Raw genomic sequence first — 15,029 nt, 5'->3', positions numbered from 1 at the left:
GTGTCGACAGCGAAAGGGAAGGATCTCGTGAACAATCTGTTCCAAGAGAATCTGCGGGAGTACATCGACAAACTCCGCCTCGAAGGGTACACCGTCGAGGACAGTCAGACCACGGATCCGCACCTCATCGACCCCATGGGCCGGGCCGTCGAAACCTGGCGGGAAGGGTACCCGTACGACGAACAGATGGACCGCGAAGAGTACGAACTCGAGAAGTACAAACTGCAGGTCGAACTGCTGAAATTCCAGTACTGGGGTCAGGACACCGGCGCCAAACACGTCATCGTCTTCGAAGGTCGTGACGCCGCCGGCAAGGGCGGAACGATCAAACGCTTCACCGAACACCTCAACCCGCGTGCCGCCCGCGTCGTCGCACTCAACAAACCCTCCGACCGCGAAGCCGGACAGTGGTACTTCCAGCGCTACATCTCCCACCTGCCCACGAGCGGGGAGATCGTCATGTTCGACCGCTCCTGGTACAACCGGGGAAATGTCGAGAAAGTCATGGGATTCTGCACCGACGACGAATACGAGACTTTCATGGAACAGGCTCCCGTGTTCGAGAAGATGCTCATCGACTCCGGAGTCCACGTCACGAAGTTCTGGTTCTCCGTGACCCAGAGAGAACAGCGGACCCGGTTTGCGATCCGTCAGATCGACCCGGTGCGGCGGTGGAAGCTCTCACCGATGGATCTCGAATCCCTCGATCGCTGGGACGACTACACGGAGGCGAAGGAAGAGACTTTCCGCCGCACGGACACCGACCACGCTCCGTGGATCACGATCAAGAGCAATGACAAGAAACGCGCCCGCCTCAATGCGATGCGCTACTTCCTCAACCAGTTCGACTACGAGGACAAAGACCCGTCGGTCGTCTACGAAGCCGACCCGCTTCTGGTCCGCCGCGGCCGCGACGCCGTCGACGACTAGTCAGCAGTCGTCCACCGTCACCGAGGCGGGGGATCGGTGATCCGGGCAGCGTGCCTGTCTCCTGTGAGTGGTTCCACCGCGGAATCCGCTCCGTGATCGAGGTGAATTCACCCACAGGAGACGCCCCAGCCGAGACACGGTGATCGGGGGATCGGTGGTCTCGTCGAATGATTCCGGACAGGAATTCGGCCGGGTGGAAGGGGAAAGACCACCCGGCCGGAACCGTGGAGCGGGACTCGAACCCGCTGTGCAGTGACGTGCTGCTGTGCCGCCGGACGCCGATGCTCCGGACTGCGGCGAAACCGAATCAGCTCTCTGCTTCGGCGTCCTTCCGTGCCTTGCGCAGCGCCCGGCGCTTCTTGTGACCGGTGAAGCTGAGCAGGAAGAGGATGATCGCCAGAAGCACGAAGAGTCCGCCGCCGGCGATGCCCGCATCGACCCAGAACTGAGGGGGGAAGAGGCGGATGAGCGAATCATCGGCGTAGAACTCCCAGGTCCCATCGGCGAAGAACACCTTGTGGAAGCCGCGGAAGAAGCTGTCCCAGCCGAGGACGGCGACGACGGCGACAGCGGCCATGAAGATGATGCTGAAGATCGACCCCAGGCGCACGCCTGCATGGATGCCCGATCCGTTCTTGCGGCACATGTAGATGCCGAACAGCACGGATCCGATGATGCCGACAAGAGCCACGAGGTAGAGCAGCGAGATCAGACCCTTGACGTCAGCCATATGGCTGAGCTCGTCGGAGATGAAGATCGGCTCCCCGTTGGGCATGACGATATCGGCGAGGTAGCGCCGGGAATCGAAGTTGTGCAAGTAGTCGATGACATAGGTCCCGTAGTGCTCACGGTCGGCGGCACTGAAGCCGAACTGATCGGCCGGGAAGCCGGGCCGGAAGTACTCGAATTTGAGGAAGATCCCCGAGGCGACGAAGCGCACCGCCAGAGCCAACAGGACGAAGGGGGTGGCGAGCATGATCCAGATCGTGCCGATGACATCGAGCACGGACCGACGTCGTTCGGGCACCTCGGGGTCACGGGCATCGGTCGACGTCGCCGCCTTCGACACCGCAGCCCAATCGGCTTCGCTCATCACCGCGGTGCGCGCATTCTGCGGCACCTCGCGTGTGGCACCGGTAACGGTCGAGGATGATGCGCCGGTCGTCGATGCAGCGGTGGCCGAACCCGTGCCGGCGGACTTCTGCGCGGCGGTGTGTTCGGCGGTGCGCGTGCTCGCGGTCGCGGGCTGAGAGGCAGGATTCGTCGAATGGGCGGGAGTCACCCTCACCGGGCCCGTCGAGGGCTTCGCGTCCGCGGAATGCTTGGGGGCATCCTCGGCGATGGGATCCGTGATCGGATCAAACGCCTCGGTGTCGGTCGAGGGATCATTGGCCGCCTCCAGAGGGGCCTGCGACTGCTTATCGGCAGCACTGGCAGACCCTGAACTCATCCGCCTGCTCAGGAGGTCTTCGGTCTCGTTCTTCTCGTCTCTGGACACATCCCCATTGTCAGTGACCACGGGGTCCAAGCCCGGGAGGACACGCCACGGCGGCGGATTTCGCCGGGTCGCTAGCCGAGGAGGGCGGCGATGATGACGAGAGCCGGAACGGACAGGACCGTGGTGATGAAGACGGCATCGCGCATGAGCGCCTCGGATTGTCGGTACTGCATCGAGTAGATGTAGACGTTCTGTGCGGTCGGCAGGGCGGAGGTGACGACGATGGCGAAGAGGTCGATCCCGTCGTAGCCGAGCAGAGGGCCGCCGATGGCCCAGGCGATGACCGGCTGAGCGATGAGTTTGGCGCCGGTGATGTAGCTCAGCTGTGCGCGGCTGCCCTTGACGGGGATTCCCCACCCGTCCTTGAGCGAGATGCCGAACGCCAACAGGGCACCCGGGACCGCGGTCGCGCCGATCATGTCGATCGGTTCGAAGACGAATCGCGGCAGCTCGAAGCCCGTCGCCGAGGCGGCCACACCGGCTGCGGCTCCGAGGACGATGGGGTTCTTGAGCACTTGGAGGACTGCGGAGTACCAGTGCGAATCATGCTGCTTCTTGCCCGCTCCGTCGAGCACGGCCATGCCGATGGGAGCGAGGACGAGCAGCTGGAAGAGCAGAACCGGGGCGACATAGCCGATGTCGCGGAGGACATAGGCGGCGATCGGGATGCCGAGGTTGCCGATGTTGACGTAGCTGGTCGCCCACGCGGAGAACATCGCCTCACCCGTGCTGCGCTTTCTGATCCACTTGGTGAGGACGAACAGGGCGGCACCGACGATGAGTGCGGACCCGCCGGTGGCGAAGAGGGCGGTGTTGAAGATCAGCCCGAGGTCGGTGTCGGCGACGGTGACATAGAGCAGGGTCGGGGTGCCGGCGTAGAAGACGAGCTTCGCGATGACCTGCTGGCCGTGGGGACCGAGAACTCCGGAGCGGCCGAGGACGAACCCGACCAGAATGACACCGGCGATGACGGCGAAACCTTCGAATACGGCCAGCATGGGCTGCTCGGGTCCTCGCTTCCTACGTCTGGGAGTGCTGCGGTCGGTCTGGTGCGGCTGGTGTCAGTCCCGAAGGGCGGGTATCGGTGTGGGACGGCTAGGGTCGGAGCCGTCGGGTCAGGGTCAGTCCGCCTCGGCGATATCGGAGACGACATAGGAGGCTGCGGCGCTGACCGCACTGACGGCGAACACGGCCGGCCATGCGCCGATCTTCTTCGCCAGGGGATGGGAGGCGCCGAACCCGCCGAGGTAGGCCAAGCTCAGTCCGGTGGCGGCCGGCCAGCCCTTCTTCACATACCAGGAGCGGGCGGCGTAGGCGCCCGCTGCGGCGAGGACGACTCCGCCGAGGGGGCGGATCCCGGTCTCGCGGGCGGTGAGGAAGCCGCCGATGAGGCCGACGGCGACGAGCGGGGCGGTGGAGACTTCGCGTGCATCCTTCATACGGACCAGTTTAGGCGTGCAGGTCAGCGGACCGGACGGCGGTCTCATAACGAGGAACGAGAGGTGCGGTCTCAGAACAGGCTGATCTTGATCACCGAGGCGACGCTCAGCACCGAAATGAGGCACACCGAGGTGGTGAGGAAGATGACCGCCCACGGCGACGGCCGGCCGCGTTCGGCCCGAATCGAGACCGAACCGAGCCGGTAGCGCCTGACCTGCATGGCGATGGCGACGATGGCCATGCCCATGCACACGACGAAGAGCGCCACCGACCAGCCTTGGAAGACGTTGATGAAGCGCATGAAGATGAGGCTGACGACCGTCATCGTCAGACTCGTGCGCAGCCAGGATTGGACGGTGCGTTCCGGCTGCAGAGCCGGATCGTCATGCGGCTGCGGTCGCGGTGAGCGGGTCGGCATCACAGCAGGCCGGCGAACACCAGGACGAGGAGACCGGCACCCAGCGCCGAGGCGAGGCTGACGATGGGGATGATGAGCGGCAGCGGCAGCGAGGTCTTGCGACGCATCGCCGATTCGATGCGATGCCAGCGGACGGCGGCACCGGCGGCGAGGATGAAGCCGATGACCATGAGCACGATCGACAGGGTCGCCCGCAGACCGGAGCCGAAGATCTCCGAGGTGAAGGCCTCGACGGCGATTCCGCCGCCGATGAACGCCAGCGCGGTGCGGATCCAGGACAGGAAGGTCCGCTCGTTGGCCAGGGTGAAGCGAGGATCGGGGTCGACTCCGTCGGGGAAGACCCGTCGGGCGATGCGACTGCGGGAGTCCTGCGATGAATTGTTCTCACTCACCCTTCGAGGATAGCCGTAGACGGCGCAGAGATGGTGTGGAAGCCTGTGCTCATGAGCGACGACGAGACGATGAAGTCCTTCCTGCAGCAGTCCCTGCGCCGCGGTCGGACGAACCTGCGATGGAAACTGTCCGGACTCGACGAAAGATCGCTGAGGTGGCCGCGCACCCCGACCGGATTCAACCTCCTCGGTGCGCTCAAACATATGGCGCAGGTCGAGATCGTCTACTTCGGCGACACTTTCGGCCGCGCATGGCCGAACCGGGAAGAGGTCGTCACCGATGCGGACATCGACCTCGATCCGCAGGCAGACTGGTGTGCGACCGAGTCCGAGACGACCGCGTATCTGCTCGACTTCTACACCCGCGTCGCCGACTTCGCCGACGAGACCATCGACTCGCTCAGCCTTCATTCGCCGGGACGGGTGCCGCATTGGCCCACGGGCCGCGACGAGACCACCTTGGGACAGATCATGGTCCACGTCCTCGTCGACCTGACCCAGCACCTGGGCCAAGTCGACATCGTCCGGGAAGGCATCGACGGGTTCGCCGGACTCTCGGAAGGGGCCCCGAACCTGCCGGAGGACTTCGACCACGACGCGTATCTCAAACGTCTGCGAACAATTGCCGACCGCTTCTGAGCGGCGGGCCGGGGTCGGCCGTCGCGAAGGGTGGTGACCGATGACACGACAGCGCCGGTGTCACCTATTATGACTGTGGACATGCTGAGACCGCTGCGCCGCCGATATGCGGGAGAATCCGATGGAGGATCCCCGACCACACGGTGAGTCGGTGCGCGGCCGACGATGAAAGCGAATATCTCCATGAGTGAGCAGTCGAACGGTTCCGGCCCCGGCGACGCGGGCGACGCAGAGACCGTTTCCGGAATCGAAGAGGCCTCCGGCCCGGCCAAATGGAAGGTCATCGGTCCCGGCCTCGTCGTCGCGGCCACCGGCGTCGGCGCCGCGGATATGGTGGCGACCCTGGTGGCCGGCAGCCAGTTCGGCTACGGACTGCTGTGGGCGGTGATCGTCGGCGTCATCCTCAAGATCGTCCTCGTCGAAGGAGCCGGCAGGTTCAGCCTCGCGACCGGAAAGACGATCTTCGAGGGGTGGCGATCGCTCGGCCGCTGGACCACGTGGTACTTCGGGCCGTACATCATCATCTGGGGCTTCGTCTACGGAGCCACGGCGATGAGCTCTGCGGCGCTGCCGCTGGCCGCGCTCTTCCCCGGCCTCAACCTCACAGTGTGGTCGGTGCTCATGGGCCTGGCCGGCTTCGCCATGGTGTGGTTCGGCCGCTACGCCGTGTTTGAGAAGATCACCGCCGTCCTCGTCGGGATCATGTTCATCACCGTCGTGGGGCTGGCGATCATCGCCGCCCCGAACATTCCCGATATGCTCACCGGACTGATCCCGATCATCCCCGAAGGCGGAGTGATCTACACGCTCGCGCTCGCCGGAGGCGTCGGCGGCACCATCACGCTGGCCGCCTACGGCTACTGGCTGCGTGAGAAGGGCTGGCACACTCCGAAGTGGATGCGGGTGATGCGCATCGACAACTCGATGGCGTACGTGATGACCGGCATCTTCGTCATCGCCATGCTCATCGTCGGCGCCGAGGTGGTCCGGGCCGCGGGCGTCTCGATCTCTGCCGAGGACAAGGGACTGCTCGACCTCGCAGACGTCCTGAAAGCCCGCTACGGCGAGGTCGTGGGCATCGGCTTCCTCGTCGGATTCTGGGCCGCTTCCTTCTCCTCCATCATCGGAGTATGGAACGGAGTGTCCCTGATGTTCGCCGACTTCTGGGGGCATATGCGCAAGAAGCCGGGCGGACACCCCGACACCCTGACCGGCGGCAAGTACTTCAAGTTCTATGTGCTGTGGCTGACGTTCCCGCCGATGCTGCTGTTCATCCTCGGCAAACCGATCGGCCTCATCCTCGCCTACGGCGTCCTCGGCTCGCTGTTCATGCCGTTCCTCGCCGTCACCCTGCTCGGCCTCCTCAACGGCAAGAAGATCCCGAAGGAATGGGCGAACAAGCTGCACACGAACATCGCTCTGGCGATCACAGCACTGCTGTTCATCATCCTCGGCGTCCAGCAGCTCTACTCGGCGCTCGCCCCTCTCTGGGGCGGCGGGGAGTAACCCGCCTCGACGGGGCCGGGCCCGGGCATTGCCGCTAAGCTGGGAGACGCAATGGCAGAAGAGAACCCGACCCCGTCAACCACTCCAGCGAACACGAATCCAGGACGGCCGCCTCGGCGCGGGAAGAACGGACGTGGGCGTTCGCAGCAGCGACGCAGAACCACGGCAGCACACCATCAGCAGCGCCGAGCCCGGCTCAAGGACGCCCGCGCTGCCCATCCGGTCGCCGTCACCTACCCCGAGGATCTGCCGGTCACCGCGGCAAAGGACGAGATCGCCGAGGCGATCCGGGACAACCAGGTCGTCATCATCGCCGGTGAGACGGGATCGGGAAAGACCACCCAGCTGCCGAAGATCTGCCTCGACCTCGGCCTCGGGGTCGACGGACTCATCGGCCACACCCAGCCCCGGCGCATCGCCGCCCGGACCGTGGCCGAGCGCATCGCCGACGAACTCGACGAAGAGCTCGGCAGCACCATCGGCTACCAGGTGCGGTTCACCGCGCAGGTCGCCGATTCCACCCGGGTGAAGGTGATGACCGACGGCATTCTGCTGTCCGAGCTCTCGCGCGACAAGCTGCTGCGAGATTATGAAGTCATCATCATCGACGAGGCACACGAACGCAGCCTCAACATCGACTTCCTCCTCGGCTACCTCAAAGAAGTGCTCGACCGACGTCCCGACCTCAAGGTCATCATCACCTCGGCGACGATCGACCCCGAATCGTTCTCCGCTCACTTCGATGACGCTCCGATCATCTCCGTCGAAGGCCGCACCTTCCCCGTCGAGGTCCGGTACCGGCCTCTCGGGGACGATCCTGCCGATGACGACGTCGACGGTCCCGGCGAATCCGGGAACTACGAAACCGGAGTCGAGGAGCAGACCGACGGAATCATCGCCGCCGTCGACGAACTCGCGGCCGAGGCACCCGGTGACATCCTCGTCTTCCTCTCCGGTGAACGGGAGATCCGCGACACCGCAGATGCCCTGACCGACCACCTGCGCAGACGTCCGCGGATGAGCAATTGGGAGGTCGTGCCGCTGTTCGCCCGACTCTCGGCGGGGGAGCAGCAGAAGGTCTTCCAACCCCATTCACGACCCCGCATCGTCCTGGCCACGAACGTCGCCGAAACCTCGCTGACGGTGCCCGGAATCAAATACGTCATCGACGTCGGCACCGCCCGCATCTCCCGCTACTCCAACCGCACCCGAGTGCAGCGACTGCCGATCGAGCGGATCTCCCAAGCAAGTGCGAACCAGCGCAAGGGCCGCTCGGGGCGCACCAGTGACGGCATCTGCATCCGCCTGTACTCGGAAGGCGACTTCGAGTCACGTCCCGAATTCACCGACCCGGAGATCCTGCGCACGAACCTCGCCAGCGTCATCCTGCAGATGGCCTCACTGGGATTCGCCGCAAGCGATCAGGAGATCCTCGACTTCCCGTTCCTCACCCCGCCAGAGGCCAGAGCCGTCCGTGACGGACGGACGATGCTCACCGAACTCGGGGCGCTGACCAGCGACTCGGCAGGGAAGATCCACGTCACCGAGATCGGTCGGAAGCTCACCGTGCTGCCGATCGACCCCCGCCTGGCTCGGATGGTCATCGCCGGGGCAGAGGCCGGCTGCGGGGGAGAGGTCACCGTCATCGTCGCCGCGCTGTCCATCCAGGACCCCAGGGAACGTCCGGCGGAGGTCCGAGCCGCCGCCGATGAGAAGCACGCCCGATTCACCCACCGGGGCAGTGACTTCCTGTCCTACCTCAATCTGTGGAACTACCTGCAGAATCTGCAGGCGGACATGGGATCCTCGAAGTTCCGTCGCCGCTGCAAGGACGAGTTCCTCAACTTCGTGCGCATCCGCGAATGGCAGGACCTCGTCGGTCAGCTGCGCTCTCTGCTCGGTTCGGCCGGCATTCGCATCGAGAAATCCGTCTGGCAGCCGGGCGGCGATGCCGACATGGCCGGATCCGCTCTCGATGGCGAGGGCGGCAAGGTGAATGCAGGGGGGCCCGGTGACGGTTCCGACCGCGGTCGAGGCGGTCGCAGCGGTCGTGGTCGTGAGGGTCAGAATGCTCCTGGCGGTCAGGGCACCCGTGGCGGTCGGGGCGAAGGAAGTGCTCAGGGCGGACGAGGTGCGAACGGCAAGATCGGATTCGCCGAACTCAGCGCCGCCAAACGCAGTGCGAAGAAGCAGGGCGCGACCGGTCCGGCCGGGGACACCGGGAAGCAGGTGGCAGCTGCCAAACTCGACCCGCATGCCGCCGCCATCCACCGGTCCCTGCTCACCGGTCTGCTGACGATGATCGGGTCACGGTCGGAGCGGCACAAGGACTATCAGGGAGCTCGCGGCACCCGGTTCGCGATCTTCCCCGGATCCGGACTCTTCAAGGTCAATCCGGACTTCGTGATGGCTGCCGAACTCGTCGAGACCTCCCGCCTGTGGGCACGCACCGTCGCCGCGATCGATCCGGACTGGGTCGTCGAAGCCGCCGGTGACCTGGTCACCCGCCAACATTCGGATCCGCACTGGTCGACGAAGGCCGGCGCGTCGATGGTCTACGAGAAGATCTCCCTCTACGGGGTCACTCTTGTCAGCGACCGTCGCGTCGGCTACGGCACCATCGACGCCGAGGCCGCCCGGGACGCGTTCATCCGCAAGGGTCTTATCGAGGGCGACTGGCACGAACGCTTCGGCTTCCTCGACCACAACGCGGCCGTCATCGACGAGGCCGAGGAGCTGGCGTCGCGGACACGGAACCGTCGCGTGCTCGACCAAGACGATGCCCTCTACGAATTCTTCGACGAACGGATTCCGGAGGGGATCACCTCGGCGGCGGATTTCCGGGGCTGGTGGAAGAAGCAGAAACGGCGGGACGCGCACCTGCTCGACCTCACAACCTCGGTGCTGCTCAGCGACGACAGTGAGGAGCTGACCGCCTCGGTGGCCTCGGATTTCCCGATGGAATGGGAACTGGCCGATGGCACGCGGGCGAAGCTGCGCTACTCCTTCGACCCCGGCAGCACTGAGGACGGGGTGACCGTGGAGATCCCCGCCGAGGCGGTGCCCGCGGTCGACGCGGACGAATTCAGCTGGCAGGTCCCCGGCCTGCGCGAAGAACTCGTCGCCGCCTATATCCGGTCATTGCCGAAGAGCAAACGCCGATACTTCGTTCCCGCTCCCGACGTCGCCCGCGAGATTCTGCCGGCGCTCACCCCGTACCAGGGAAGCCTGCCGGACGTGCTCGCTGCGTACTTGAGCGAACGCGCCGGCGGGGGAGGGCTGAACGATCTCGTGCCGATCACGGTCACCGCCGACGATTTCGACCGATCGCGGATACCCGCCCATCTGCGGCTGACCTTCCGGGTCGTCGATGGGAAGAAGACCGTCGGTCTCGGCGAGGACCTGGCTGCTTTGAGGACGAAGGCCACACCGCAGGTGCGCAAGGCCCGCCAGAAGCAGAGCGCGTTCACCCCGAAGACGGGTCTGACGGACTGGTCGTTCGGTGAGCTGGCCGATCCTGATCAGGCTGCGGCCGGCGTCGTTCCGGGCCTTGCGGACCGTGCGACATCGGTCGACCTCGTCGCCTTCGACACCGCAGTGCAAGCGCGCCTGGCCACGCGAGAAGCGATCATCACTCTGCTGGGCCAGCACACGTCTGATGCACTGAAGTACCTGCAGGACGGGCTGACCACTCAGGAGAAGCTCATCCTCGCCGGTCATCAGAAGACCGCCGACGAGCTGCTGGGCGGGCTGATTCGTGTCGGGGTCCGCGGTCTCGTCGTCGACAGGTTGGGGCCTGCCGAGACGTCGTGGGTGGCTACCGCCGATGAGTTCGCGCAGCTGCGCAAGGACGTCGACACCGGGCTGCCGCTGACCTGTTCATCGCTGCTGCCGTCGCTGATGAAGGCGCTGCAGGCGGCGACCGAGCTCGACAAACTCGTGTCGAGGGCCTCCTCGTTGGCGATCCTGTCGAACCTCGCCGACGTGCAGGCGTGGCGAGCCTCCCGAACGAGTGCCGCCGCCATTGCGGCGATGACTCCGCAGATGCTGCGTGAGCTGCCCCGCTGGGTACAGGCCGAAATGGTGCGCATCGGCGGAATGCAGGACTCGCCGATCCGTGACAAGCAGCTCATGGATCGAGTCACCGGCTGCAGCAGCGACGTGGTCAAGAAGATCGGCAACCGATTCCCGGCGCTGGCGAAGGCCGAGTGGTCGCAGCTGATCGTGTCGCTGCCTGCCGAATGGGTCGAGGTCGTTGTGATGCTCGAAGAGCTGCGAGTGTCACTGTTCGCGAATTCGCTGGGCACGGCACATCCGGTGTCGGAGAAGCGCATCGCGAAGGCCCTCGCCCAGCTCTGACCCGAGCATCCCTCACCGGCAGCGGCACAACACCGCGTTGCAGAGGGGCGTTGTGTCACGAAGAGTGACGGACGCGCGAGCACCTGTAGGAGAAGCCGCTTGCGGGAGGATTAGTCGCGAAGGGGTGGTTCTACCGCGACGGGTGGGGGCTGCGAGTCCGGGGCTCGCGAAAGCTGGAAGTCTGGATGGGCGGGGCTCAGCCGAGGCCGGCCCGACGGCGAAGGTCAGACGTCGGCGAAGAAGCCGCTGAAGAGCCACCACAGCGGCAGAGCTCCGGCGGCAAGAAGGGTGGCGACACTCCACCAGATGCGCCACTTCCACGTGCGACGGCGAGTGCCGATGAAGAGGAACGCGAGATAGAAGATGAGGCAGAAGGCCCCCGACAGGCTGAGCAGCACCATCCCGGCCGCCTCGGTGCCGGAGGTGCCGAGATCGAAGAGGTACTTCGTCGTCTGCGCGATCTGCCAGGAGAACCAGATCGCCGCGCACAGCAGCGGGACTCCCAGGACCCCCGCGATGATGAGCGGCAAGGCTTTGAGCCAGCGTTCCTTCGGCTCCGAACGGCCGGCGTATTCGACGAATTCCTCAGACATCGCACCCCAGCATATGGGCCGATTCCGACAGGACGCTGGATGCAACGCCCACAGGTCACCCCGCACATACGGTTCCGGGTACCGGACGCCCGCCACAAGCTGGCCCCACACTGTGACTGAGCGGACACGCCGGATGGGCGCGAAGAACGATAGGATATTGCGGTGACTTCTGGCCAGTATTCCGTTAAGGACATCCGACACGAGGCGTCCCGCCGCCGCACGTTCGCTGTCATCTCCCACCCCGACGCGGGCAAATCGACGACCACCGAGGCGCTCGCCCTCCACGCTCGCGCCATCGGCCAGGCCGGAGCCACCCACGGCAAAGCTGGTCGCCGCGCCACCGTCTCCGACTGGATGCAGATGGAGCAGGACCGCGGAATCTCGATCTCCTCCGCCGCCCTGCAGTTCGAGTACCGCGACGCCGTGTTCAACCTCGTCGACACCCCTGGCCACGCCGACTTCTCCGAGGACACCTACCGTGTGCTCTCCGCCGTCGACTGCGCCGTCATGCTCATCGATGCCGCCAAAGGCCTCGAGGCGCAGACGATGAAGCTCTTCGAGGTCTGTGCCCATCGCAACATCCCGATCATCACGGTCGTCAACAAGTGGGACCGTCCCGGCCTCGACGCCCTCGAACTCATGGACGAGGTCCAGCAGCGCACCGGCCTCCTGCCCACCCCGATCACTTGGCCCGTCGGCCAGTCCGGAGATTTCCGCGGAGTCCTCGACCGCACCAGCGGCGAGTACACGAAATACACCCGCACCGACGGAGGCGCCACGATCGCCGGTGAGGACACCTACACGTCCGAGGCGGCCGCCGACCTCGAAGGCGATGCCTGGACGACCGCTGTCGATGAGTCCGATCTGCTGGAGATGGAAGATCAGAACCACGACCAGGAGACGTTCCTCGCCGGCAAGTCGACCCCGGTGATGTTCGCCTCGGCCGTGCTCAACTTCGGCATCCACAAACTCCTCGACCTCCTCGTCGACCTCGCCCCGCCCGCCGAGGCCCGCCTGGACAAGGACGACCAGCCCCGCCCCGTCGACGATCCCTTCTCCGGATTCGTCTTCAAGGTGCAGGCCGGCATGGACTCCCACCACCGCGACCGACTCGCCTACATCCGAGTCTGCTCGGGGGTCTTCGAACGCGGAACCGTGCTCACCCACGCCAGCACCGGCAAACCCTTCGCCACGAAATACGCTCAGCAGGTCTTCGGTCGCGACCGCGATGTCGTCGACGAAGCGTTCCCGGGAGATGTCGTCGGATTGGTCAACGCCTCAGCCCTGCGCGTCGGTGACTCCCTCTACCTCGACAAGAAGGTCGAGTTCCCCGGCATCCCTACGTTCTCACCCGAACACTTCATGGTCATCCGTGCCAAGGACTCCTCGAAGTACAAACAGTTCCGACGCGGCATCGAACAGCTCGACCACGAAGGCGTCATCCAGGTGCTGCGCTCGGACCTGCGCGGTGATCAGGCACCCGTGCTCGGCGCCGTCGGGCCCATGCAGTTCGAAGTCGCCGAAGACCGGATGACCAACGAATTCAACGCTCCCTGCACCCTGGAGCGTCTCAACTTCTCCCTCGCCCGACGCACCACTCCCGAATGCGTGCCGACCCTGGCACGGGAACGCTCGGTCGAGGTCCTCCACCGTTCCGACGGAGAGCTGCTGGCGCTGTTCTCCGACCGGTGGCGGCTGCAAGGCGTGCAGAAGAACCACCCCGACCTGGTTCTCGAACCTCTGGTCGTCAGCTGAGACGAGCACTGCCGCGTTCGAAGGCCGGTGTCCGGCATTTTGACGCGGAGATTATTATGGATAGCTGGGGCCGAAGCGAAGCCCTACAGGGCCAACCGCCCGCGTGGGACATTCCCGCCGCTCGGTGAAACCCAAACAGACAAAGGAGAATTGTGGGAACGAAATCGATTCGAGTCGCGATTGCCGGACTGGGCAACTGCGCCTCGTCCCTGATCCAAGGCGTGGAGTACTACCGGAACGCGTCGCCCGGGACGAAGGTTCCCGGCCTCATGCACGTGGAGTTCGGGGACTATCACGTCGGTGACATCGATTTCGTTGCCGCCTTCGACGTCGACGGCAAGAAGGTCGGCGTCGACATCGCCGAGGCGATCACTGCCAGCGAGAACAACACCATCAAGCTCGCCGACGTGGAGCCGACCGGCATCGAGGTCCTGCGCGGACCCACCCTCGACGGACTCGGCGAGTACTACCGCGACACGATCGTCGAATCCGACCGCGAGGCCGTCGACGTCGTCAAGGCCCTCAAGGACGCCGAGGCGGATGTGCTCGTGTGCTATCTGCCCGTCGGTTCGCAGAAGGCCGTCGAGTTCTATGCTCAGGCCGCGATCGACGCGAAGGTCGCCTTCGTCAACGCCCTGCCCGTGTTCATCGCCGGCACCAAGGAATGGGACGAGAAGTTCCGTGCCGCTGGTGTCCCGATCGTCGGCGACGACATCAAGTCCCAGATCGGTGCGACCATCACCCACCGTGTGATGGCGAAGCTGTTCGAAGACCGCGGCGTCGTCCTCGACCGGACCTACCAGCTCAACGTCGGCGGCAACATGGACTTCAAGAACATGCTCGAGCGTCAGCGCCTCGAATCGAAGAAGATCTCGAAGACCCAGGCCGTGACTTCGAACACCTCCGCCCAGCTGTCCGACCGCGACGTCCACATCGGACCCAGCGACTACGTCGAATGGCTCGACGACCGCAAGTGGGCCTTCGTGCGCCTCGAAGGCCGCAACTTCGGCGACGCTCCCGTTTCCTTGGAATACAAGCTCGAGGTGTGGGACTCGCCGAACTCCGCCGGCGTCATCATCGACGCCGTGCGTGCGGCGAAGATCGGCCTCGACCGCGGAATCGGCGGTGCCCTCATCTCCGCCTCCTCGTACTTCATGAAGTCGCCCCCGGAGCAGCAGGACGACGACGCCGCCCACGAGGCCGTCGAAGCGTTCATCCGCGGCGACCTCGAGCGCTGATATCGCCGAGGCGGCCCACCCTGATCTGAGATGCTGAGTCGCCTGCCGGCTGAGAGGGCGCCGATCGCAGAATCTGCGGTCGGCGCCCTCGGCTATTCACTGCGGTCGGTGAGAACGGAACCGCAGGGCCACCTCGGCGAGGGAAGGATGCTCACGGCATCCGGAATATGAGATTCCCGTGACACAACGCCGATTGTCCATGACACTTGCTCCTTAAGGTGATCGCTCTCACAGGGGCGAGAACCTGCTCAACGCATTCGC

Annotated in this window: 12 protein-coding genes; 6 read left to right on the top strand and 6 right to left on the bottom strand. The window is 65.1% G+C overall.

Features of this window, described 5'->3' with window-relative positions; genetic code table 11:
- Nucleotides 1-27: 27 nt before the first annotated feature.
- Entirely contained in the window at nt 28-930 is a 903-nt protein-coding gene (gene ppk2, locus ACSBQT_RS11620) for a polyphosphate kinase 2 (RefSeq protein WP_410710449.1), read from the top strand.
- 307 nt (nt 931-1,237) lie between these two features.
- Here the strand turns inward: ppk2 and ACSBQT_RS11615 are convergent, their stop codons facing one another.
- The 5 genes from ACSBQT_RS11615 to ACSBQT_RS11595 all read right to left on the bottom strand — a co-directional run bounded on the left by ACSBQT_RS11615 (nt 1,238) and on the right by ACSBQT_RS11595 (nt 4,678).
- Nucleotides 1,238-2,428: a TIGR01906 family membrane protein gene (locus ACSBQT_RS11615; RefSeq protein WP_410710448.1), complete on the bottom strand. Its 1,191-nt coding sequence runs from the start codon at nt 2,426-2,428 to the stop codon at nt 1,238-1,240.
- Between the two features lie 71 nt (nt 2,429-2,499).
- Nucleotides 2,500-3,426, bottom strand: coding sequence for an AEC family transporter (locus ACSBQT_RS11610; RefSeq protein WP_410710447.1), 927 nt, complete (start codon nt 3,424-3,426; stop codon nt 2,500-2,502).
- A gap of 123 nt (nt 3,427-3,549) precedes the next feature.
- Entirely contained in the window at nt 3,550-3,867 is a 318-nt protein-coding gene (locus ACSBQT_RS11605) for a hypothetical protein (protein WP_229663872.1), read from the bottom strand.
- Nucleotides 3,868-3,938: 71 nt separating this feature from the next.
- Entirely contained in the window at nt 3,939-4,286 is a 348-nt protein-coding gene (locus tag ACSBQT_RS11600; RefSeq protein ID WP_410710446.1) for a DUF202 domain-containing protein, read from the bottom strand.
- Complete coding sequence (locus ACSBQT_RS11595) at nt 4,286-4,678, bottom strand: YidH family protein (RefSeq protein ID WP_264801104.1); 393 nt, start codon at nt 4,676-4,678, stop codon at nt 4,286-4,288. Before ACSBQT_RS11595 ends, ACSBQT_RS11600 begins: the two co-directional genes overlap by 1 nt.
- 51 nt (nt 4,679-4,729) lie before the next feature.
- Between ACSBQT_RS11595 and ACSBQT_RS11590 the strand changes: the two genes are divergently transcribed.
- From ACSBQT_RS11590 to hrpA, 3 genes are all read left to right on the top strand, one after another.
- The gene (locus tag ACSBQT_RS11590; RefSeq protein WP_410710445.1) at nt 4,730-5,317 is read left to right on the top strand and encodes a DinB family protein; all 588 of its coding nucleotides are present in this window, start codon (nt 4,730-4,732) and stop codon (nt 5,315-5,317) included.
- A gap of 183 nt (nt 5,318-5,500) precedes the next feature.
- Nucleotides 5,501-6,823, top strand: coding sequence for an Nramp family divalent metal transporter (locus ACSBQT_RS11585; protein WP_435001790.1), 1,323 nt, complete (start codon nt 5,501-5,503; stop codon nt 6,821-6,823).
- A 51-nt stretch (nt 6,824-6,874) separates the two neighbouring features.
- On the top strand, nt 6,875-11,182 hold the full coding sequence (hrpA, locus tag ACSBQT_RS11580) for an ATP-dependent RNA helicase HrpA (RefSeq protein ID WP_410710443.1): 4,308 nt from the start codon (nt 6,875-6,877) through the stop codon (nt 11,180-11,182).
- A gap of 224 nt (nt 11,183-11,406) precedes the next feature.
- Here hrpA and ACSBQT_RS11575 read toward each other — a convergent pair whose 3' ends face one another.
- A complete protein-coding gene (locus ACSBQT_RS11575) occupies nt 11,407-11,775 on the bottom strand; it encodes a hypothetical protein (protein WP_410710442.1) in 369 nt (122 codons plus the stop codon).
- Between the two features lie 162 nt (nt 11,776-11,937).
- Here ACSBQT_RS11575 and ACSBQT_RS11570 point away from each other — a divergent pair, with 162 nt between their 5' ends.
- Nucleotides 11,938-13,530: a peptide chain release factor 3 gene (locus ACSBQT_RS11570; protein ID WP_181270306.1), complete on the top strand. Its 1,593-nt coding sequence runs from the start codon at nt 11,938-11,940 to the stop codon at nt 13,528-13,530.
- A 152-nt stretch (nt 13,531-13,682) separates the two neighbouring features.
- Nucleotides 13,683-14,768 carry an inositol-3-phosphate synthase gene (locus ACSBQT_RS11565; RefSeq protein WP_101545123.1) on the top strand — a complete coding sequence of 362 codons (1,086 nt, stop codon included), beginning with the start codon at nt 13,683-13,685 and terminating at the stop codon, nt 14,766-14,768.
- The last annotated feature ends 261 nt before the right edge of the window (nt 14,769-15,029 follow it).

Source organism: Brevibacterium sp. H602, from assembly GCF_051172395.1.
Classification (GTDB): domain Bacteria; phylum Actinomycetota; class Actinomycetes; order Actinomycetales; family Brevibacteriaceae; genus Brevibacterium.
The sequence above is the reverse complement of the archived record's forward strand: the minus strand, read 5'-3'. Positions and strand labels throughout refer to the sequence as shown.